16 protein-coding genes are annotated in these 19,416 nt (G+C 36.3%); 9 read left to right on the top strand and 7 right to left on the bottom strand.

From position 1 onward, the window contains the following. Positions 1 to 147 precede the first annotated feature (147 nt). Genes M0051_RS13455 through M0051_RS13465 form a run of 3 tightly spaced genes read right to left on the bottom strand, consistent with a single transcriptional unit; the run spans position 148 to position 3,447 of the window. Positions 148 to 2,049, bottom strand: coding sequence for an amidophosphoribosyltransferase (locus M0051_RS13455; protein WP_306742032.1), 1,902 nt, complete (start codon positions 2,047 to 2,049; stop codon positions 148 to 150). 37 nt (positions 2,050 to 2,086) lie between these two features. Further along, the gene (locus tag M0051_RS13460) at positions 2,087 to 2,560 is read right to left on the bottom strand and encodes a hypothetical protein (RefSeq protein WP_306742033.1); all 474 of its coding nucleotides are present in this window, start codon (positions 2,558 to 2,560) and stop codon (positions 2,087 to 2,089) included. 50 nt (positions 2,561 to 2,610) lie between these two features. Continuing rightward, positions 2,611 to 3,447, bottom strand: a complete 837-nt coding sequence (locus M0051_RS13465) for a universal stress protein (protein ID WP_306742034.1) — start codon at positions 3,445 to 3,447, stop codon at positions 2,611 to 2,613. A 419-nt stretch (positions 3,448 to 3,866) separates the two neighbouring features. On the opposite strand from M0051_RS13465, the gene miaB reads away from it, so the two are divergent. Further along, the gene (gene miaB / locus M0051_RS13470) at positions 3,867 to 5,189 is read left to right on the top strand and encodes a tRNA (N6-isopentenyl adenosine(37)-C2)-methylthiotransferase MiaB (RefSeq protein WP_306742035.1); all 1,323 of its coding nucleotides are present in this window, start codon (positions 3,867 to 3,869) and stop codon (positions 5,187 to 5,189) included. A 66-nt stretch (positions 5,190 to 5,255) separates the two neighbouring features. Then, positions 5,256 to 5,774, top strand: coding sequence for a GNAT family N-acetyltransferase (locus M0051_RS13475; RefSeq protein WP_306742036.1), 519 nt, complete (start codon positions 5,256 to 5,258; stop codon positions 5,772 to 5,774). Positions 5,775 to 5,779: 5 nt separating this feature from the next. Here M0051_RS13475 and M0051_RS13480 read toward each other — a convergent pair whose 3' ends face one another. Beyond that, on the bottom strand, positions 5,780 to 6,091 hold the full coding sequence (locus M0051_RS13480; protein ID WP_306742037.1) for an STAS domain-containing protein: 312 nt from the start codon (positions 6,089 to 6,091) through the stop codon (positions 5,780 to 5,782). Positions 6,092 to 6,382: 291 nt separating this feature from the next. Here M0051_RS13480 and M0051_RS13485 point away from each other — a divergent pair, with 291 nt between their 5' ends. The 7 genes from M0051_RS13485 to M0051_RS13515 all read left to right on the top strand — a co-directional run bounded on the left by M0051_RS13485 (position 6,383) and on the right by M0051_RS13515 (position 16,334). Further along, positions 6,383 to 9,646, top strand: a complete 3,264-nt coding sequence (locus tag M0051_RS13485; RefSeq protein ID WP_306742038.1) for a S41 family peptidase — start codon at positions 6,383 to 6,385, stop codon at positions 9,644 to 9,646. 817 nt (positions 9,647 to 10,463) lie between these two features. Continuing rightward, complete coding sequence (locus M0051_RS13490; RefSeq protein WP_306742039.1) at positions 10,464 to 12,248, top strand: DegV family protein; 1,785 nt, start codon at positions 10,464 to 10,466, stop codon at positions 12,246 to 12,248. A gap of 186 nt (positions 12,249 to 12,434) precedes the next feature. Then, entirely contained in the window at positions 12,435 to 13,217 is a 783-nt protein-coding gene (locus M0051_RS13495) for a DUF1295 domain-containing protein (RefSeq protein ID WP_306742040.1), read from the top strand. Positions 13,218 to 13,233: 16 nt separating this feature from the next. Further along, on the top strand, positions 13,234 to 13,821 hold the full coding sequence (locus tag M0051_RS13500) for a peroxiredoxin (protein WP_306742041.1): 588 nt from the start codon (positions 13,234 to 13,236) through the stop codon (positions 13,819 to 13,821). Continuing rightward, the gene (gene plsY, locus M0051_RS13505) at positions 13,818 to 14,420 is read left to right on the top strand and encodes a glycerol-3-phosphate 1-O-acyltransferase PlsY (protein ID WP_306742042.1); all 603 of its coding nucleotides are present in this window, start codon (positions 13,818 to 13,820) and stop codon (positions 14,418 to 14,420) included. The genes M0051_RS13500 and plsY overlap by 4 nt, the downstream gene beginning before the upstream one ends. A gap of 87 nt (positions 14,421 to 14,507) precedes the next feature. Further along, positions 14,508 to 15,581 (top strand): ATP-grasp domain-containing protein, encoded by a 1,074-nt coding sequence (locus M0051_RS13510; RefSeq protein WP_306742043.1) that lies wholly within the window; start codon positions 14,508 to 14,510, stop codon positions 15,579 to 15,581. A gap of 156 nt (positions 15,582 to 15,737) precedes the next feature. Next, positions 15,738 to 16,334: a hypothetical protein gene (locus tag M0051_RS13515; RefSeq protein ID WP_306742044.1), complete on the top strand. Its 597-nt coding sequence runs from the start codon at positions 15,738 to 15,740 to the stop codon at positions 16,332 to 16,334. A 101-nt stretch (positions 16,335 to 16,435) separates the two neighbouring features. Here the strand turns inward: M0051_RS13515 and M0051_RS13520 are convergent, their stop codons facing one another. Genes M0051_RS13520 through M0051_RS13530 form a run of 3 tightly spaced genes read right to left on the bottom strand, consistent with a single transcriptional unit; the run spans position 16,436 to position 19,395 of the window. Continuing rightward, on the bottom strand, positions 16,436 to 17,428 hold the full coding sequence (locus tag M0051_RS13520) for an electron transfer flavoprotein subunit alpha/FixB family protein (RefSeq protein WP_306742045.1): 993 nt from the start codon (positions 17,426 to 17,428) through the stop codon (positions 16,436 to 16,438). A gap of 9 nt (positions 17,429 to 17,437) precedes the next feature. Continuing rightward, complete coding sequence (locus M0051_RS13525) at positions 17,438 to 18,223, bottom strand: electron transfer flavoprotein subunit beta/FixA family protein (protein ID WP_306742046.1); 786 nt, start codon at positions 18,221 to 18,223, stop codon at positions 17,438 to 17,440. Between the two features lie 32 nt (positions 18,224 to 18,255). Beyond that, entirely contained in the window at positions 18,256 to 19,395 is a 1,140-nt protein-coding gene (locus tag M0051_RS13530; RefSeq protein WP_120241719.1) for an acyl-CoA dehydrogenase, read from the bottom strand. Positions 19,396 to 19,416 lie beyond the last annotated feature (21 nt).

Genomic DNA, 19,416 nt, shown 5'->3' on the forward strand with positions numbered 1-19,416 from the left:
CAACCTAAAGTTATTTCCGATTTTTTTCTTGAGCTAATTTTGGGCTCCGAAAAAATCAGAATAACTTTAGTTACACACTTTATGGGATACTACTAAATAAAAAAAGCCGATCGATTTGATCGGCTTTTCTTTTCTATTTTTTTCTTATTAATAAGATCTCTTATCGTTTCCTTCCACGTAGTTAATGAATGAAGTATTCACAACTTTGTTTCCTCCTGGGGTTGGATAGTTTCCAGTAAAATACCAGTCACCATTATTTTCAGGACACGCTTCATGAAGGTTTTCTATTGATTGATATACAATCTGCACTTCTGCCTCCATTCCTTCTGGAGTTAGCAATTCTGCAATTTTCGTTGAAATTTCCTCTGCTGTAAAAGGCTTGTAAATTTCTTTCACGTAATTCACAATCTCTTCTTTTGGAAGATTTTGCTGAGCCTTACACTTTTTATAAGTCTCCTCAATAACGTTCTCCATTCCACGCTCCTTAAGCATAGCAATGGTTGCGTTAAAGGCAATAAACTCACCCATCCTTGTCATATCTATACCATAACAATCTGGATAACGAATTTGCGGAGCCGAAGAAACAATAACAATCTTTTTCGGATGTAAGCGATCCAAAATTCTTAAAATACTCTTCTTAAGCGTAGTACCACGAACAATAGAGTCATCAATCACAACAAGGTTATCTTCCTGATTCTTAACAACACCATAGGTTACATCATAAACATGACCTACCAAATCATCTCTTCCTTCGTCGTTGGTTATAAAAGTTCTAAGCTTAACATCCTTAATTGCAATCTTCTCAACACGAGGTTCTACAGAAATAATCTCTTGCAATTTCTCCTCAGTCCAACTGCCATTTAAGTCGTGAATCCGCTCTTTCTTCTCTTCCATTAACTTCTGGCGTACTCCTTCCATCATACCATAAAATGCTGTTTCCGCAGTATTTGGAATAAAAGAAAATACTGTATTCTTAATATCATTACCTACCGAATCAAGAATTGCAGGAGTCAACAATTGCCCCAGTTTCTTTCTCTCTAAATAGATATCCTTATCACTACCCCTTGAGAAATAAATTCTTTCGAACGAGCAAGATCTTCTTTTCTGAGGAACACGAACCGGAACCTCTTCCACCTTACCATCTTTCTTAATAATAACCGCATTACCAGGAGTAATTTCCTTAATTGTATTGGCTCGAACATTAAATGTTGTTTGAATTACAGGTCTTTCCGAAGCAACAACAACAACTTCATCATCCTGATAATAAAATGCTGGACGAATTCCCCATGGATCGCGCATTACAAATGAATCACCATGACCAAACATACCTCCAACTGCATATCCTCCATCCCAAGATCTACTTGCGCTTGAAAGTATTTTTTGAATATCAATACTATCTTCAATTAAAGGAGAAATCTCTCTATTTGAATATCCATCATTTTTATACTGGCGGAATAACAATTGATTCTCTTCATCTAGATAGTGACCAACTTTCTCCAGGATTGTAACCGTATCGGTATAATCTTTAGGATGCTGTCCCAAATCAACCAAAAGGTTAAAAAGCTCATCAACATTGGTAAGATTAAAGTTCCCTGCCAATACTAAATTTCTAGATTTCCAGTTATTTTCACGCATTACAGGATGAACAAAATCAATACTGTTGCGCCCAAAAGTTCCGTATCTCAAATGCCCCAAATACAATTCACCTGCAAACGGTAAATTTTCCTTTGCCCATACAGGATCTTTAAAGCTTTCAGGATTATTCTTTTCTCCTTCACGCAATCTTCCATATATGTTTTCGAAAACTTCTTTAATTGGTTGGTTTCCACACGATCTTTCTCTGGAAATGTACTTTTCTCCAGGGGTTTGATCTAACTTCAAACCAACAACACCTGCACCTTCTTGTCCTCTATTGTGTTGTTTTTCCATCAACAAATAAAGCTTTTGAATACCATATTGCCAAGATCCATATTTTTCCTTGTAGTATTCAAGAGGTTTAAGCAGTCGGATCATTGCTATCCCGCACTCATGCTTTAATTGGTCACTCATTCTTTTATTCTTAAATGGTTATTTAGTATGTATTTTGCTATTCTATTTTGTCATCAACAGCTGGAGCTTTCAATGGCTTCATTTCAGAAAACATTATCTCCGTTTTCACCGGATAACAATTTGGATAGAATTCAGAACAGGCTTTATACAACTCAATTGATTCAAGTTTTGTCCTAAAATTACCTACACGAACTCTAAAGTCAGGAGCTGTATACACTACATAAGCTCTCTCTTCTGGAAACAATTCCAAAAACTCATCTTTTATTTGGAAAGCCTTTTCTCTATCGGTACTCCCTCCAAAAAATATCTGAATTCTATATCCTGTGAAACTTTGTTTCTGAGAATTAATGATACTATCAGTTTCAAGCAATTGATCAATTCGTTCATCTTGAAGAATATTTACTGTCCCAATTGAATCATTCTTCGTTTCAATACTTTCATAATTCTGAGCTTTCGCAGAACCTCCAATCAACATAAAAACAAAAATTGCTATAAACCAACAATACTTCATATATGTATATTTAAAAATTATAAATAGCTTCTACATCTATAGCCAATTGTCTATTTCCAATTAGGAACAGAAAGAATTGGCACTTCCGATTTATTAACCATTTGCTCTGCATAAGATCCAAAAAACATGCTAAAAGTTGTTTCGGCCTGCTCAGTCATAATGGCAATTAAATCCGCATTTATTTCTCTTGCATACTCAAGAGCAGTTGTGGTATTATTATCTCCTTTACGGATATCTTTGACCACCTCTATATCTTTCTCTTTCAAATATTCTTCAGCTTGTCTCATATAGTGCTCAATCTTTCCAACAATTGCTGCGTCGGATGATTCATGAACACCTAAAACATAAACTTTTGCTTTACAAGCCTCAGCCAATTCAGCCACATAAGGGATTTTTTTTCTGGTTTCATTACTGGCATCAAATGGCATTAAAATAGTATCAACCCCGCTCTTCGACAATTCTTTCCGAACAGTAATCACAGGACAACTTGCATTACTCACAACCTTAAAAGCATTGCTCCCAATAAAAAACTCTTCAAACCCCGATGCACCATACGCTCCCATCACAATCAAGTATGAATCACCATACTTGGCTTGGTTGACGATCTCTTTATACACACTGCCCGTTCTTATTTTAAAATCAAAAACTCCATTCTCTACTTGGTAAGCAGGCGAATGAAGTTCTATCAGTTTTTCAAAATATTCTTGAACGGTATGTACTATTTGATCTTCAAATTCATTAAAGTGAAATGGAATCTCAAATTTCTTTGATTTATTCACATGAATCATTCTCAAATCCGTACCGAGATGGTTTGCCAAATTAAGCGCAAACTTTAAAGCCTTGAGCGAATCACCGGAAAAATCTACTGGAACCAAAATACGTTTCATCTTTCTTAGTTTTTCATTATTCTGTGATACAAAAACAGTTCCCAACTTCAATTTACATAAGCAAAATTGGCAACAACGAGAGAATTCATTTCTAAACCCACTCAATATCAAGGCCTTTTAAAAAGTTGAATTTGCGGGTTAAAAATACACAAAATTCTTTAGCAACAAACACAATTTTCAATCCAAGACATTCTTAAAAAAAGAACAAAATGAATTCAAGCAGAATCAAAACCATCACAATTAAATTTACAAATTTATCGGGGAACAAAAGACATCTATTTTTGTAACTCAAAATCAATTAATTCCTAAGCAATAGAGTTTTTATAACAATTCTAAATGATCTTATTCTGTCTTGTTAATCAATTGAGATAATGTACCTTTGCCCGAAATTTTAAACTGAGGATATCAGAATGAGCGAAATGAGCAAGAAATTGTTTTTGGAGACTTACGGATGCCAAATGAATGTGGCAGACAGTGAAGTGGTTGCTGCGATTATGCAACACGATGGATTTGAAATTACCAAAACAAGAGAAGAAGCAGATGTAATTCTAGTCAATACATGTTCGGTGCGCGAAAATGCAGAACAAAGAGTTCGAGGACGAGTTCAGGGATTTTCGGAACTAAAGAAAAAGAACCCTAAACTTTTGGTAGGAGTTATTGGCTGCATGGCAGAACGTTTAGGTGATAAACTTTTTGACCAAGAGAAAAATGTAAATATTGTAGTTGGTCCGGATGCTTATATGGATTTACCAATGTTGGTAAAAAAAGCTGAAAATGGAGAAAAAGCCATCAACATTGAACTGTCACTAACCGAAACCTATAAAGACATTTGTCCTTCAAGAATCGATGAAACTGCTATTTCAGGATTCGTTTCAATCATGCGTGGTTGCAATAATTTCTGTACCTATTGTATTGTTCCTTACACAAGAGGTAGAGAGAGAAGTCGTAACCCAGAAAGCATTATAAAAGAGGTTAGAGATTTGGCTGAAAAAGGCTACAAGGAAGTAACCTTACTTGGCCAAAACGTAAACTCATTCAAATTTAAAAACTCAGTTTCAGAAATCAGCTTTCCTGAATTATTGGAAATGGTTGCCAAGGCAGAACCTAACATGAGAATTCGTTTTGCAACTTCGCATCCAAAAGATATGAGTGATGATACCCTAAAAGTAATCGCGAAATATCCAAATATCTGCAAACACATTCACTTGCCGGTACAATCTGGTAGTGATTCGGTTCTTAAAGACATGCGCAGAAAATATACTCGCGAATGGTACATGAACAGAATTGAAGCCATTCGTGAAATAGTACCGGATTGTGGTATTTCTACTGATATTTTCTGTGGTTTCCACAACGAAAGCGAAGAAGATTTTAAACAAACTTTAGACCTAATGAAATGGGCAAAATACGATTTGGCTTTCATGTTTAAATACTCTGAAAGACCAGGAACATTTGCTTATAAAAATCTGGAAGACAACATTCCTGAAGATGTTAAAAGTGAGCGTTTAACTCAAATGATCGAACTTCAGAATCAATTATCATTGGAAAGTAACCAAAGAGATATTGGACAAGTTTTCGAAGTTTTAGTTGAAGGTGTTTCTAAAAAATCTCAAGAAGAACTTTTTGGAAGAAGCTCTCAAAATAAAGTTATTGTATTCCCAAGAAAGGATTATAAAGTTGGTGATTTTGTTCAGGTAAAAGTTACCGATTGTACTCAAGCAACATTAAGAGGAGAATCAGTATAATTTCATTGAGCCATGCAAAACGTATGGCTCATGTTTTATTCTTAAATTTATTTCAATACTTCTACCATGAAAATCTCTATCCGCCCGGAAAATAAAAATGACTACTCTACAATATCAATGATAAATGATATGGCTTTTGGTCAGGAAGCAGAAGGTATATTGATAGAGAAATTAAGAAAGAATAAAAAATTTATAAAAGACTTGTCCTTGGTGGCATGTATGGGCAACGAAATTATTGGCCACATTCTTTTCTTTCCAATTACAATTAAGGGAAATGAACAAGAATTCAACACTTTGGCATTAGCGCCAATGTCGGTTATTCCAGAATTGCAAGGTTTGGGAGTTGGAAGTCAATTGGTTGAAAAAGGTATTGCTAAAGCAAAAAAGCTGGGACACCAATCCATAATCGTATTAGGTCACGAAAATTACTATCCTAAATTTGGTTTTAAACCAGCTAATACATTTAATATCAAAGCCCCATTCAATGTTCCTGAAAATGCATTTATGGCTTTGGAAATGGTCAAAGGTGCTTTGTCAACAGTTGAAGGAACCGTTGAATATCCAAAAGAATTTGATGAAGTTTAGCAGCTTCAGTTCTTGCCAATAGAGAATGAATCTTTCATTCCAACAAGATCTACCAATTCAATAACATCATCAGATAAGTTCGCTAAAGAAAACAATTTCTCGTTGGCTCTGGCTAGCTCAGCAATGGCTTTTAATGCCGAAAACCCCTGCGAATCAATAAAGCTTACCCCATTCAAATCCAGCACAACTTGTTTTCCAGATTTTTCAATAAAATCAATGATTTCTTTCTTCACCATTTCCGAAATCATACTATTAATTCTGCGTGTTCCTTCTAAAGATGCGATTACAGATTGTTCTTGTATCCGAAAATTAAACATTGCAATTCCAATTGATTTTTAGCTATATAGTATCAAACAAAGAAAACGGAAATTCTTTAAAATCCAATTTTAACATTCTAATTTAAAGTTGATCCGATTCCAATAGCATAGTACGATACCGAACATGATTTTGTTCACATTCGAACAACTTTTTTTTTAAAAACAAGATTTCAACTAATAATCATCCTAATAATCACACCATTATATTTTTTGGTATAGTATCTGATAAGAATGCTTTGTCAAAAATATATCAAGTCACAATTTAGAGTTTTTAAACTAGACCAATTCGTTATGATTAAAAAACTGTTTTTTCTTACAACCTTTTTAATTGCGCTAGCAAAAAGTTTACTCGGAATGGATACGCCTTTATGGCTTAGGTATCCGGCAATCTCTCCAAATGGTGAAACCATTGTTTTCGAATACGGTGGCGATCTATTTACTGTTTCGGCTGAAGGTGGTGTTGCATACCCACTAACAACTAACACAGCATACGATTACAAACCAGTATGGTCACCTGATGGTTCTACCATTGCTTTTGCATCGAACAGATTTGGGAATTTTGACATCTACAAAGTTGGCGTTAATGGAGGTACTCCTGAAAGACTAACATTTTATTCTGGTAGCGAATCTCCATCTTCTTTTACTCCTGATGGCAAGCACATTTTATTCTCAGCATTAATTAGCGATGATACAAAAAATGTAATGTTCCCATCTGGTGCTTTATCTGAACTTTATAGCGTACCTAGTAATGGTGGAAAAATATCACAAATTCTTACCACTCCGGCATTGGATGCCAAGTACAGCAACAATATGGAATATATTCTATATCGCGACAGTAAAGGATATGAAGATCACTGGAGAAAACATCATACATCTGCGGTAACAAGAGACATTTGGTTGTACAATACCAAAACTCAAAAACACAGCATGTTCTCTGAATTTAATGGCGAGGATTTGTATCCGGTTTTTAGTGCTGATAACAATGAGATTTACTACTTATCAGAAAAGTCAGGTAGTTTTAATGTTTGGAAAGCTCCTGTTGATAATAAATCTGAATTGACTCAAATATCAAATTTCGATAAGCACCCTGTTAGATTCCTAAGCATTTCAAACAACAACAAACTATGTTATTCTTACAATGGTGAGATTTACACTCAGGAAAAAGGCAAAGATCCTGTCAAGCTGAAAGTAAGTCTTGCTACAGATAATAAAGAAAATGCCGTTAGTTTCGAAAGGTTAAGTGGCGGAGCCAGAGAAATGAGCGTATCTCCAAATGGCAAAGAAGTTGCTTTTATTGTTAGAGGTGAAGTGTTTGTAACCTCTGTAGAATATGGAACTACCAAAAGAATTACCAATACTCCTGAACAAGAAAGATCGGTTAGCTTTAGTCCTGATGGCAAAGCATTATTATACGCATCAGAACGAAATGGAAGTTGGAACTTATATCAAACCAAATTGGTTCGTGAGGGAGAAACTCAATTTTCAAATGCAACGACACTAAAAGAAGAAGTAATTTTAGAATCTCCTGCTGCAACTTTCCAACCTAAATTCTCTCCTGATGGAAAAGAGGTGGCTTTCCTTGAAGAAAGAGTAATTCTTAAAGTGATAAATCTGAAAACAAAGAAAGTTCGCGAAATTTTAGGCAAAAAATACAACTACTCCTACTCTGATGGCGATCAGCATTACGAATGGTCGAACGATGGAAAATGGTTCTTGGTTGATTTTTATCCTCACACCATTTTTATGTCGGATGTAGCAATTGTAGATGCTCAAGGCAAAGGCAAGATGATTAATATTACCGAAAGTGGTTATAGCGATTCAAATGCCAAATGGTCGCTTAAAGGCAATGCAATGATATGGTTTACTGACCGAAGAGGATATCGCTCTCATGGTAGTTGGGGTTCTCAATCAGATGTTTACATTCAGTTCTTCAATCAGAAAGCATTAGATGACTTCAAACTTTCGAAAGAAGAGAAGGAACTAGTGAAAGAGGAAGAAAAAGCGAAAAAGGAAAGTAAAAAAGAAGAAGAGTCTGATAAAAAAGACAAGAAGAATAAAAAAGACAAAAAAGATAAGAAGGATGATGAAAAGACTCCTCTTGACATTGAATTCTCAGGAATGGAGGATCGTCAGATTTGTCTAACCATAAATCCTTCGAACCTATCGGATGCAATTTTAACTCCTGATGGTAAAAAATTATTTTACCTAAGTAAATTCGAAGATGGATATGACCTTTGGGTTAACGATTTGGAAGAAAAATCGACTAAAAAGGTACTAGATTTGAAAGGTGGCGGTGGAGCTATGCAGTTCGATAAAGATGCGAAGAATTTGTTCCTAATGTCAGGCAGAAGTATTATTAAAGTAGATGTAGCTTCGAATAAGCGCAAAAACATCAGTTACGCTGCCGAGATGTATCTTGATAAATCAAAGGAAAGAGAATACATGTTCAACCATGTTTGGACAACCATGAAGAAAAAATTCTACGATCCGGAGATGCATCAGCTTGACTGGGAATTTTATAAGTCGGAATACGAAAAGTTTTTACCACACATTAATAACAATTTCGATTTTGCAGAAATGCTAAGTGAATTGTTGGGAGAATTAAATGCCTCTCATACAGGTTCTGGCTATCGTCATAGCTCAAAAAATGCAGATAGAACTGCAAAACTTGGCGCATTCTACGATTGGAATTATGAAGGTGATGGATTACGAATTGCTGAAATCCTTGAAAAAGGACCTTTAAACCAAGCTGATTCTAAAATCAAGCCAGGTGTAATCATCGAAAAAATTGATGGTATTGCAATCACAAAGGATAAGAGTCATTATCCAATGCTTAACCACAAAGCAGGTAAAAAGGTATTATTGAGCTTATACAGCCCATATACAAAAGAGCGCTGGGAAGAAGTAGTAAAGCCTGTTTCAAGTGTTAGTACATTGCTTTACGAACGTTGGGTAAAAAGCCGTCAAGAAGAGGTGAAGCGTTTATCTGATGGTAAAATAGGATATGTTCACGTTAAAGGTATGAACTCTCCAAGTTACCGTAAAGTCTACTCGGAAATGTTAGGTAAATACGGTACTTGCGATGCAATTATAGTTGACACCAGATTTAACGGCGGAGGCTGGTTACACGATGATCTTGTTACCTTATTAAGTGGTCAAGTCTATTCAACTTTATCACCTCGAGGACAAGACTTTGGTACAGAGCCAATGTTTAAATGGAAGAAACCATCGGCTGTTTTAACTGGCGAAGGAAATTACTCTGATGCATGTGCATTCCCATATGCCTATCAAACTTTAAAAATTGGTAAGCTAATTGGTATGCCTGTGCCAGGTACAATGACAGCTGTTTGGTGGGAAACTTTACAAGACAGAAGCTTGTATTTTGGAATGCCAATGGTAGGTGTAAAAGATATGAAAGGAAAATATATCGAGAACCAACAAATTGAACCTGACATTAAAGTTCGTAACGATTACGAAATGGTAATTCAAGGACGTGATCAGCAACTTGAAAAAGCTGTAGAACATTTGCTTGAAGAGATTAAAAAGAATAATTAGTCTGTGTAGTCAAGATACCCCGAAAAGCACAGCTCACATTGGGCTAGTGCTTTCGGGAAATCTTAATTGCCTGTAAAAAATAAGAGGCAAAGCTCAATACTTCTCATTTCACCTCAAATGATTTGAGCTTTGTCCTCGCTTTAAATGAACAACAAATATACCCCCTTCCAAAGAAAACTTACTTTGGAAGAGTCTGTTCCTCCCTCCTCTTCTATATATTGAACAGACAAAATAAAACCGAAAATTGCACAGCATAGGGGCACCGCAATTTTCGGTTTTTTATTTCAACAATAAATGTAAGTGCTGACAAAATAATGATATCTTCTAATGTATAAAATGTTCAATTCATTTAAAATCATTAATTAATAAAAAAGAAGTACATTTAAATTCGCTCGAAAGGAATCTGTTTGTTAGTGACAGGTTCCTTTCTTTTTGTCTACTCACTTGTATTTGCGATTTCGATCGAATATGAGTTTTCCCTTGTGACAAACATCACATAACACAGCTCATTTACTTGAACAGGTAAAGGGAGCGTAATGCTTACATTATAATCCTCGTCGAAGATTTATGATTTTTTCGTCGATAATGATTACACTCTTCGTCGAAGATTGTATTATTTCTCGACGAGAAATGATGCCTGATTCATACCTATGGTGTTGTAAGAAATAATAAACCTACTTGTGTAAGCTAATGTAGCAAAAGATAATTAGCATGTAAATTCAGTATTAAACTTTTCGGTCGATACAATTGTTTATAGCCAAGTAGTTTTCAAAATGCAATAATATAAGTACCTTAAAGTCAATCTTAAGAATCATATATGAATACCATGCAAAATATCGATGGTCGTTACCTCTACTTCGCCTTTTTAGCCGGTGCCAACAAGTTGATAAAAAACTTAAATGAACTAAATCGAATTAACGTTTATCCTGTTGCCGATAAGGACACAGGCAGCAATATGGCATCAACCATGAGATCAGTAATGGATCGTATTTCGCCCAATGTTTCCTATAAATTCATGGTCGATCAGATTGCAGAAGCAGCACAGGTAGGCGCAAGAGGGAATTCAGGAATCATCATGGCTCAGTTCCTTTACGGATTAAGCAGTGAAACATCAGAGAAAAAGAGCATCAGCTTCTTAGAATTCGTCGAAAGTGTTCAATCTTCTATTCCATACATCTATGAATCGATAGGTACACCAGTTGAAGGAACCATGCTTACAGTAATTAAAGACTGGTCGGAATTTCTCTATTCGAAACGAAAGCAGCTGGAAGAATTCAAACAAGTTCTGAATGAATCTATGCAAGTATTGGAAACATCGCTTAAAAGAACTACCGATCAGCTGGCCGTTTTAAAAAGGCACAATATTGTAGATGCGGGAGCCAAAGGATTTGTGGTGTTTATTCAGGGGGTTATGGATTTTGTAAACCATGGCATTATCGATAGAATAAAGTCTCCTAATTTCATTCCTTCTGCCTCCGCTGCCATTGATCATTTGGAAGATATCAATTATAGATATTGCACTGAAGCCATCCTTAAAAATTCTTCTATTGCCTTAAAGGAAATCAAAGAAATTTTAAATAAAAATGGCGATTCTATTGTAATTACCGGAGGGAAAAACTCTTGCAGAGTTCATGTGCATACCAACAATCCATCTGAACTCTTTCATCAATTGGAAAACTTTGCCACCATTAATTCTCCAAAGGTTGATGATATGCTAAGGCAGAGTGAAATCAGCAAAAATCAAAAATGGAAAATTGGAATTGTAAGCGATTCCACCTGCGATCTACCGCAGGAAATCATCGATTCTTACCAGGTGAATATAATGCCTTTGCACCTCTCTTTTGGCGACAGTCAATATCTCGATGGGGTAACCCTTAAAGCCAAAGAGTTTTATGAGCTTTTAGATAAATCGGAACACTTTCCTAAAACCTCTCAAATTAATGAATATACTTTTGTAAACACCTATTCTCAAATGGCTCAAAACTATGATGCCATCATCTCCATTCATTTGTCTGAGAAATTCAGTGGTACCTTCCGCAGTGCTCAAAAAGCAGCCGAAAGGGTACAAAAAGAACTCAACATTCCCATACATGTGATCAATTCTCGTAATGTATCTGGCGGATTAGGTCTGGCAGTTCTGCGTATTGCCAAAGCGATTGAGCAAGGAGAAAACATTGAAACAATTCTTTCCCAGGTAGATTCGTGGCTGAACAAAACCAAGATATTTGTGAGTGTAAAGAGTTTAACTGCCATGATTAAAGGTGGTCGTGTTCCTCCTACAGTGGGAAAACTTGCAATGTTTCTAAGAATTAATCCTATTGTATCACTCAACGAGTTGGGAGAATCTAAATTATTTGGACAAGCCATTGGTCAGAAAGCCAATATCAATAAAGTCATTAAGCATGTTCTGAATCTGAAGAAAGATCAAAAAATCTGGAACTATATCATTCTGCACGCCAACAATCATGAAGTGGCCAAAAAATACGGAGATCGCCTGAATGATCTCTTAGGCAAAGCTCCGATTGAAGTGATCAACATTTCGCCAGTTATTGGGATGAATGCAGGAGAAGGAACTGTTGCTGTGGCTTTCCAATTCGAATAAGACTAAGATAATTGTTATTAACTGTAAAGACGGCATTAATGCCGTCTCTACAAAAATATCATTACAATTATTAACAGCACCACCGGTATGAGACTCTCAAATTAATGACAACTGAAAATTAAATGGTTGTAATAAAACATTTTTTATTATTCGCTTGTTTAAAGAGAGAACAATTAGCTTAAAATTATGGTTTTATATCTCAATACAAGCATCCTAATTATCGTGTTGGTAACACTGCTTTGGATGTACAGTGTATACATTAAAAATGCCAGTATCGTAGATATTTTCTGGGGATTTGGTTTTGTTGTAATCGGAACTTACCTGTTTTTTACAACCGATAGTTTGTCGCTGCGTCAAATCATTTTATTTGTTTTGGTTTCCATTTGGGGATTGCGCCTCACCATCCATTTATTCATTCGGAACTTTGGCAAGCCCGAAGATTTCAGATATCAAAAATTCAGGAAAGATTACGGGGAACACCGCTACTGGTGGTTCAGTTATTTCCAGGTTTTCCTTTTACAGGGAGTATTAATGTTGATGATTGCTTCACCTTTGTTTGGTGTATATATGACAGAAGAAAATACTCCTCTAAATGTGTTTGACTTTGTGGCTATAGCATTTTGGATTGTTGGTATCAGTTTCGAAGCAGGTGGTGATTACCAGTTAACCAAATTTAGAAAACAAAGAAAGAGCAAGGATGAAGTGCTCTCATCAGGCTTCTGGAAGTATACCAGGCATCCCAATTATTTTGGTGATGCAGCCGTGTGGTGGAGTTATGCACTCTTTGCCATTGCAGCCCAACAATACTGGTTTGTTCTGGGTTCCCTGTTAATGACTTACCTCATCATTAAGATATCGGGTGTTGCCATGTTGGAAAGAACACTTACCACCGATAAACCTGCATACAAGGATTATGTAGAGAGAACCAATGCTTTTTTTCCATGGTTTCCTAAAAAGCAAGTACAATAAATCAAATGGGCTTATCATGATACAGAAAGCAACACATATCAATATAAAGGATTATTCCAGCCAATTTCTTTGGGATCTGCGGATAAAGACATTAATTTTAGTACTCACAATTATTTTTCCTTTTTCAGTAATGGCAGACAAATCAAAAGAATTACAGATAGGTGATCAAATTCCGGTTTTTCAACTTCAAAACCAAGATGGAGAACTCATCAATATCAAGGATTTTGTTGGAAAGCAAAATCTAGTGATTTACTTCTACCCGAAAGATGATACGCCAGGCTGTACAAAGCAGGCATGTAGTTTTCGTGATCAGTACGAAGATTTTAATGATTTAAACGCAGAAGTTTTTGGCATCAGTGGTCAATCGGTTAGCAGTCATAAAGAATTTGCAAAAAAACACAAACTGAATTTCAACCTACTGTGCGATGTAAACAATACGGTTCGCAAACAATTTGGAGTACCCACCAACTTTTTTGGGCTTTTACCGGGAAGAGTTACCTATGTTGTTGACCGATCGGGGAAAATTGTTCATATCTTTAATTCACAGTTTAGAGCTGAGGAGCACATCGAGCAGGCCAAAAACATTTTAAAACAACTTGAATGACATTCTTTTGGGACTACGTACTAATTCTGACAGCTTACATGCTAGGATCTTTCCCTGCAGGCTATGTCTATACCAAAATCTCAACCGGAAAAGACATTCGTAATTTCGGGAGTGGCAACATTGGTTCTACCAATGTAAAAAGAATCGCAGGCCACAAGATTTCCATATACACACAAATTACCGATATGGTCAAGGGATTATTGCCTGTCTTCTTTATCCTTCTTATCCAAGAATATCAATTCCTCACAATTTCCCCTTCGCTAATTTACTTTGTAGCACTGGCTGCAATACTTGGTCACAATTTTAGTTTTCTTCTAAAGTTTAAGGGCGGAAAGGGTGTTAACACTACTTTAGGGGCTTCAGTCCTAATCGCACCCATATCTGTTTTCATCTCGGTAGCAGTTTATTTTATTGTGAAAAAAGGCTTTAAGTTTGTTTCTTTAGGCTCATTGGCAATTGCCATTTGCCTTCCTCTTTCGGCCTACTTCTTGGGACACAATCAAAATGTAATTCTTTATTTATTGACTTGTTCCCTATTCATATTTATAAGACATACTGCAAATATCAAGCGACTTTTTAAAGGAACCGAGTTGAGTTGAGATCAGACCCTAATTTAGGATATCCACATCTTTATTTTACATTGAGCGTTGCAGTTTTTTGTGATATTTACTACCTTAACTCATAGGATGACCACCAACGTACTACTAATAGATGATTATGGAGGTCCATATTTATTGGACACCATTCGCTGCCTGAGTTATAAACAGGCTGTTAATATCTTTGTGGTTTCTCCCGAAAAGAAAACTTATTTCAATACCATTCCCTATTCGAGATATGTATCAAAATATCAATATCTAAAGTCTTCGGATCCCAAAGAGATCATTCAAGAAATAAGTGCTTTGGAAAAGAAATGGGATATTGATATGATTCTACCCGTTAAGTACTCTAACTATCAATTTATAACAAAGCACAGAGCACTATTTAATGGTTCGGTTTTTCCACCAATGCCTACCCAAAGTACATTTGCTACCGTTACCAATAAGCTTTTTCTTGCAGAGTTTTTAGTAAACAATTCTTTTCCAAGTCCTAAAACTAAAGAGATATCAGCCGACAATATTCAGCTGTTTAATTTTCCATTACTTCTTAAGCCAAGAACTGATTATGAGGAAAACAGAATTATGGAATGTAAATCGAGAGAAGAATACGAAGAAAATATCAGTAAAGAAGATTTTAAAGCAGATGACTTTGTGATTCAGGAAAAGTTGAATGGAGAAGATATCGATATCAGTTTCCTTGCTGAAAATGGAGAAATTCTAGCCTATACCATACAAAAAGGTTTGGTTCGCGAAGCCTTTTCTTTTGCTACTGGGATAGAGTTCCTGGAAGATCAAAAACTATTGGATGAGACAAAGGCCATAGTCAAAAAACTTAAATGGAGTGGCATTGCACACCTCGATTTTATTTACCGAAAGGAAACAGATTCCTATTTGCTTATTGACTTCAATCCAAGGATGTGGAGTACAGTGATTGGTTCGTTGCATGCCGGAGTTAATTTTCCAGGCTTAATGGTTTCACGGGCAAATCATAAAGAAATTAATTTTGAAGGATATCAAAAGACCAAATTTTATCTGGCCAAACCAGCTCTAAAAAGCAAAAGTTTCTCTGCACTTAAAACTTCATCCTGGCCATACATTCTAAAAGATCCATTGCCAGAAATTGTAAAAGTCATTGGCCACATCAATTCAAAATTCCATACTTAAAAAAAGGCTTTTCAATCTTTACCTTTTCCTTTATTTATAATTATCACCATAAAATACTTTACTTGATTACTAAGCAAATTTCATTATATTTATGATAGATTTAATTAGTGATTTTTAATAAACTTCATTCTTCATTTTATTATTCCTCGTAAAACTATGCAAAAAGATCTCCTAAGCCTATTGGATGGCAAAACGAATCTCTGGAAGAGGTTAATGTTAGATTACCCAGCTAAACTTGAAAAGGAATTAACAGAGGAAGATGAAGAATTACAAGTATTTCTTTACTATAGCGTAATGGCTTTAGATACTTGCTTTGAGCCATCGGGAGAAGAAAAACTTTTCGATCTGGATGTCTATCAAATTGATCCTGTATATTTAATTTTTTCATTTAGAGATATAGTTGAATCCTTAATGTGTTTTTATTTTTTCGAGCACGGTTATCATCCCTATTTGGTTAAAAGATATGTAGAGATCAGAAGTAAAATACACCAGGGAAGTGGAGGTGAAGTCTACATTAAAGGTATGTTTGAAGATGCTACATCTGTTGGTAGCATTACCAGAGATTGCTTTTTGAATCTTTCTGAATATTTTGACATTCCCCAAACAGATGAAAAAGTTATACAATTGTATTGCATTCTACAAACCTATTACGATCAAATAAAAAAGGGACTTAAAAAAAGTGACAAAAGTTCAACTAAAGGTCTCTCTCTGATAAAGTATGCATATGATATGGATAACAATTCATCCTGCTAAATGATTTTATTAGGAACTCTTTAATTTTACAAAGCAAAAAAAGACCTGCCAGAATCATTCTAAGCAGGTCTTTCAACTTTTAGTTAGTGGTTACCCCAAAATTACTTTTCCAATCGCTCGGTAAGCTTTTTGATGATTTGTTTAGCATCCCCCACGATACCCAAATCTGCTACCTGGAAAATTGGTGCATCCTTATCTTTGTTCACTGCGATAATCAAATCTGATTCTTCCATACCAGCAACGTGCTGAATAGCTCCAGAAATACCAAAAGCGAAATACAAGTCAGGACGTACAGTTTTACCTGTTTGACCTACCTGGCGCTCGTGTCCGATATAACCAGCATCAACCATTGCACGAGAAGCAGACACTTCAGCTTCCAATGTCTGAGCCAATCCGTCCATTGCTTTGAAACCTTCTTCGTTACCAATACCTCGACCTCCTGAAACCAAAATTTTAGCTTCAGTAATGTCGATCAAATCAGTATCTTCTTTTACAGTTTCAATCAATTTTACTTTAAACTTAGCAGTGTTGAATTTCACTTCGTAGTTCACAACTTCACCTGTACGGTTTTCGTCAGCATCCATTGCGAACAATACACCCGGACGAACAGTACCCATTTGTGGGCGGTGATTCTTACAAACGATAGTCGCCATTAGGTTACCACCGAAAGCAGGACGAGTCATTAACAACTCCTTGTTTGCACCTACCTCAATTTTAGTACAGTCTGCAGTCAATCCAGTTTCAACACGAGCTGATACACGAGGACCTAAGTCACGACCCAAAGTAGTCGCTCCGATCAACATCGATTCTGGTTTTCTGTCTTCAATAATCTGGCAAATTGCCTGTGTATATGGTTCTGTAGTGTATTCAGTCAATTCAGGAGCATCCACAACAATTACCTCGTCAGCACCACGAGCAATTAAGCTCTGCGCCTGATCAGCAATATTGTGTCCCAAAAACATTGCATACACTTTGTCGTTCAACTCATCAGCTAATTTTCTAGCCTGTCCTAACAACTCTAAAGCTACATTCTGAATAACACCTTCACGTTGTTCAATGAAAACGTAAATCCCTTTGTAATCTTCTAAATTCATGGCTATATATTAGTTTAGAATGAATTTCTCTTTTAATTTCTTGATGATGATTCCTACTGCCTCATCAGTCTCTACCTCGTACAATTCACCTGCTGGTTTCAAACCACGTGCAAATGCTTTGTGTACACTTGTTGGAGAACCTTTCAAACCAAGGTTTTTCTCATCAACTTCAATTTCGTTGAATCCCCAAACCTCAACTTCCTTCTGGTAAGCATCAACAATACCTCCAACGTTCATGTAACGTGGGTTGTTAGCCGATGAAAGAACAGTTACCACACAAGGTGCTTCTACCTCTAGCATTTGGTATCCTTCTTCGATATGACGCTTCATAGTGAAAGTCTTTTCACCGTCGAATTTCAAATCTTCCAAGTAAGAAACCTGAGGTAAATCAAGGTGTTCAGCAATCTGAGGACCTACCTGTGCAGTATCACCATCAATCGCCTGACGACCTGTGATCAAAAGATCAAAATCGATCTTTCTCAATGCACCAGCCAATGCGTGTGAAGTAGCCAAAGTATCCGCTCCGGCAAATTTTCTATCTGTTAAGTGGATCGCACGATCAACTCCCATAGCATAAGCCTCACGAAGAATCAAATCAGCCTGAGGAGGTCCCATGGTAATTACTGTTACGTGAGCTCCTTTTTCATCTTTCAATTGAAGTGCCATTTCCAAACCACTCTTATCATCCGGGTTCATGATACTTGGCACACCATCACGGATCAAAGTACCCGTTTTTGGATCTATTTTAATTTCGGTAGTATCCGGTACCTGCTTAATACAGACAACTATTTTCATTTCTTTTATTATTTACGTAATAATAGCCTTAATTACTTCAGCATATTCGCTGAAATCACCATTCTCTGAACTTCTGAAGTTCCTTCGTAGATCTCAGTGATCTTCGCATCACGCATCATACGTTCAACAGGATATTCTCTTGTATATCCATATCCACCATGAAGCTGAACTGCTTTGTTGGTAACTTCCATTGCTGTTTCAGCAGCGTAAAGTTTACACATTGCAGCATCAACTGAATAAGGAACTTTCTGATCTTTCTTGTTGGCAGCTTTGCGAACCAACATACGAGAAGCTTCAGTTTTGGTGTTCATGTCTGCCAACTGGAACTGAGTGTTCTGGAAACCAGAAATTGGACGACCGAACTGCTTTCTTTCCTTCACGTAACGTACAGTTTCGTTGATCGCTCCTTGTGCAATACCTAATGCCTGTGCAGCGATACCAATACGACCACCATCCAAAGTTTTCATTGCAATACCGAACCCTTTGTTCAATTTTCCTAACATGTTCTCTTTTGGAAGAACTACATTTTCGAAAATCAACTCACAAGTTGCCGATCCACGGATACCCATTTTCTTCTCTTTCTTACCGATTGAGAAACCTGGAGTTCCTTTTTCAATGATGAAAGCAGTAATACCACGAGTACCTTTCGACTTGTCAGTCATTGCAAAAATCACATAAACATGAGCGTACTCAGCATTGGTAATAAAGATTTTACTACCATTAATGATATAGTTGTCTCCCTCTTCAACAGCAGTAGTTTGCTGACCTGCAGCATCGGTACCTGCGTTAGGCTCTGTTAAACCAAAAGCACCAATCCACTCACCTGAAGCCAATTTTGGAAGGTATTTTTGTTTTTGTGCTTCTGTACCGTTCTCCATAATTGGAGCAGCACACAATGAAGTATGAGCTGATACAATTACACCAGTAGTAGCACAAACAGCTGATAATTCTTCAACAGCCATAGAGTACATTACATTGTTACCACCAGCTCCACCATATTGCTTAGGAATTGGAATCCCCATAATTCCAATTTTTGCCATTTTCTCTACAGTTTCGATAGGAAAACGTTCCTGCTCATCAACCTCAGCAGCTAAAGGCTTTACCTCTCTCTCAGCAAAATCTTTAATCATTTGCTGAAACAACACTTGTTCTTTTGTTAAGCTAAAATCCATATTTTTTATTAGATGTTAGTA

Source organism: Marinifilum sp. D714 (assembly GCF_030851345.1).
Classification (GTDB): Bacteria; Bacteroidota; Bacteroidia; order Bacteroidales; family Marinifilaceae; genus Marinifilum.

Bases quoted from the DNA above. Each gene is read 5' to 3' on its own strand.
- miaB (WP_306742035.1), top strand. From the start codon at position 3,867: ATGAGCAAGAAATTGTTTTTGGAGACTTACGGATGCCAAATGAATGTG.
- M0051_RS13460 (WP_306742033.1), bottom strand. From the start codon at position 2,560: ATGAAGTATTGTTGGTTTATAGCAATTTTTGTTTTTATGTTGATTGGA.
- M0051_RS13495 (WP_306742040.1), top strand. From the start codon at position 12,435: ATGGTTTTATATCTCAATACAAGCATCCTAATTATCGTGTTGGTAACA.
- M0051_RS13515 (WP_306742044.1), top strand. From the start codon at position 15,738: ATGCAAAAAGATCTCCTAAGCCTATTGGATGGCAAAACGAATCTCTGG.
- M0051_RS13520 (WP_306742045.1), bottom strand. From the start codon at position 17,428: ATGAATTTAGAAGATTACAAAGGGATTTACGTTTTCATTGAACAACGT.
- plsY (WP_306742042.1), top strand. From the start codon at position 13,818: ATGACATTCTTTTGGGACTACGTACTAATTCTGACAGCTTACATGCTA.
- M0051_RS13525 (WP_306742046.1), bottom strand. From the start codon at position 18,223: ATGAAAATAGTTGTCTGTATTAAGCAGGTACCGGATACTACCGAAATT.
- M0051_RS13490 (WP_306742039.1), top strand. From the start codon at position 10,464: ATGAATACCATGCAAAATATCGATGGTCGTTACCTCTACTTCGCCTTT.
- M0051_RS13455 (WP_306742032.1), bottom strand. From the start codon at position 2,049: ATGAGTGACCAATTAAAGCATGAGTGCGGGATAGCAATGATCCGACTG.
- M0051_RS13480 (WP_306742037.1), bottom strand. From the start codon at position 6,091: ATGTTTAATTTTCGGATACAAGAACAATCTGTAATCGCATCTTTAGAA.
- M0051_RS13500 (WP_306742041.1), top strand. From the start codon at position 13,234: ATGATACAGAAAGCAACACATATCAATATAAAGGATTATTCCAGCCAA.
- M0051_RS13465 (WP_306742034.1), bottom strand. From the start codon at position 3,447: ATGAAACGTATTTTGGTTCCAGTAGATTTTTCCGGTGATTCGCTCAAG.
- M0051_RS13475 (WP_306742036.1), top strand. From the start codon at position 5,256: ATGAAAATCTCTATCCGCCCGGAAAATAAAAATGACTACTCTACAATA.
- M0051_RS13485 (WP_306742038.1), top strand. From the start codon at position 6,383: ATGATTAAAAAACTGTTTTTTCTTACAACCTTTTTAATTGCGCTAGCA.
- M0051_RS13530 (WP_120241719.1), bottom strand. From the start codon at position 19,395: ATGGATTTTAGCTTAACAAAAGAACAAGTGTTGTTTCAGCAAATGATT.
- M0051_RS13510 (WP_306742043.1), top strand. From the start codon at position 14,508: ATGACCACCAACGTACTACTAATAGATGATTATGGAGGTCCATATTTA.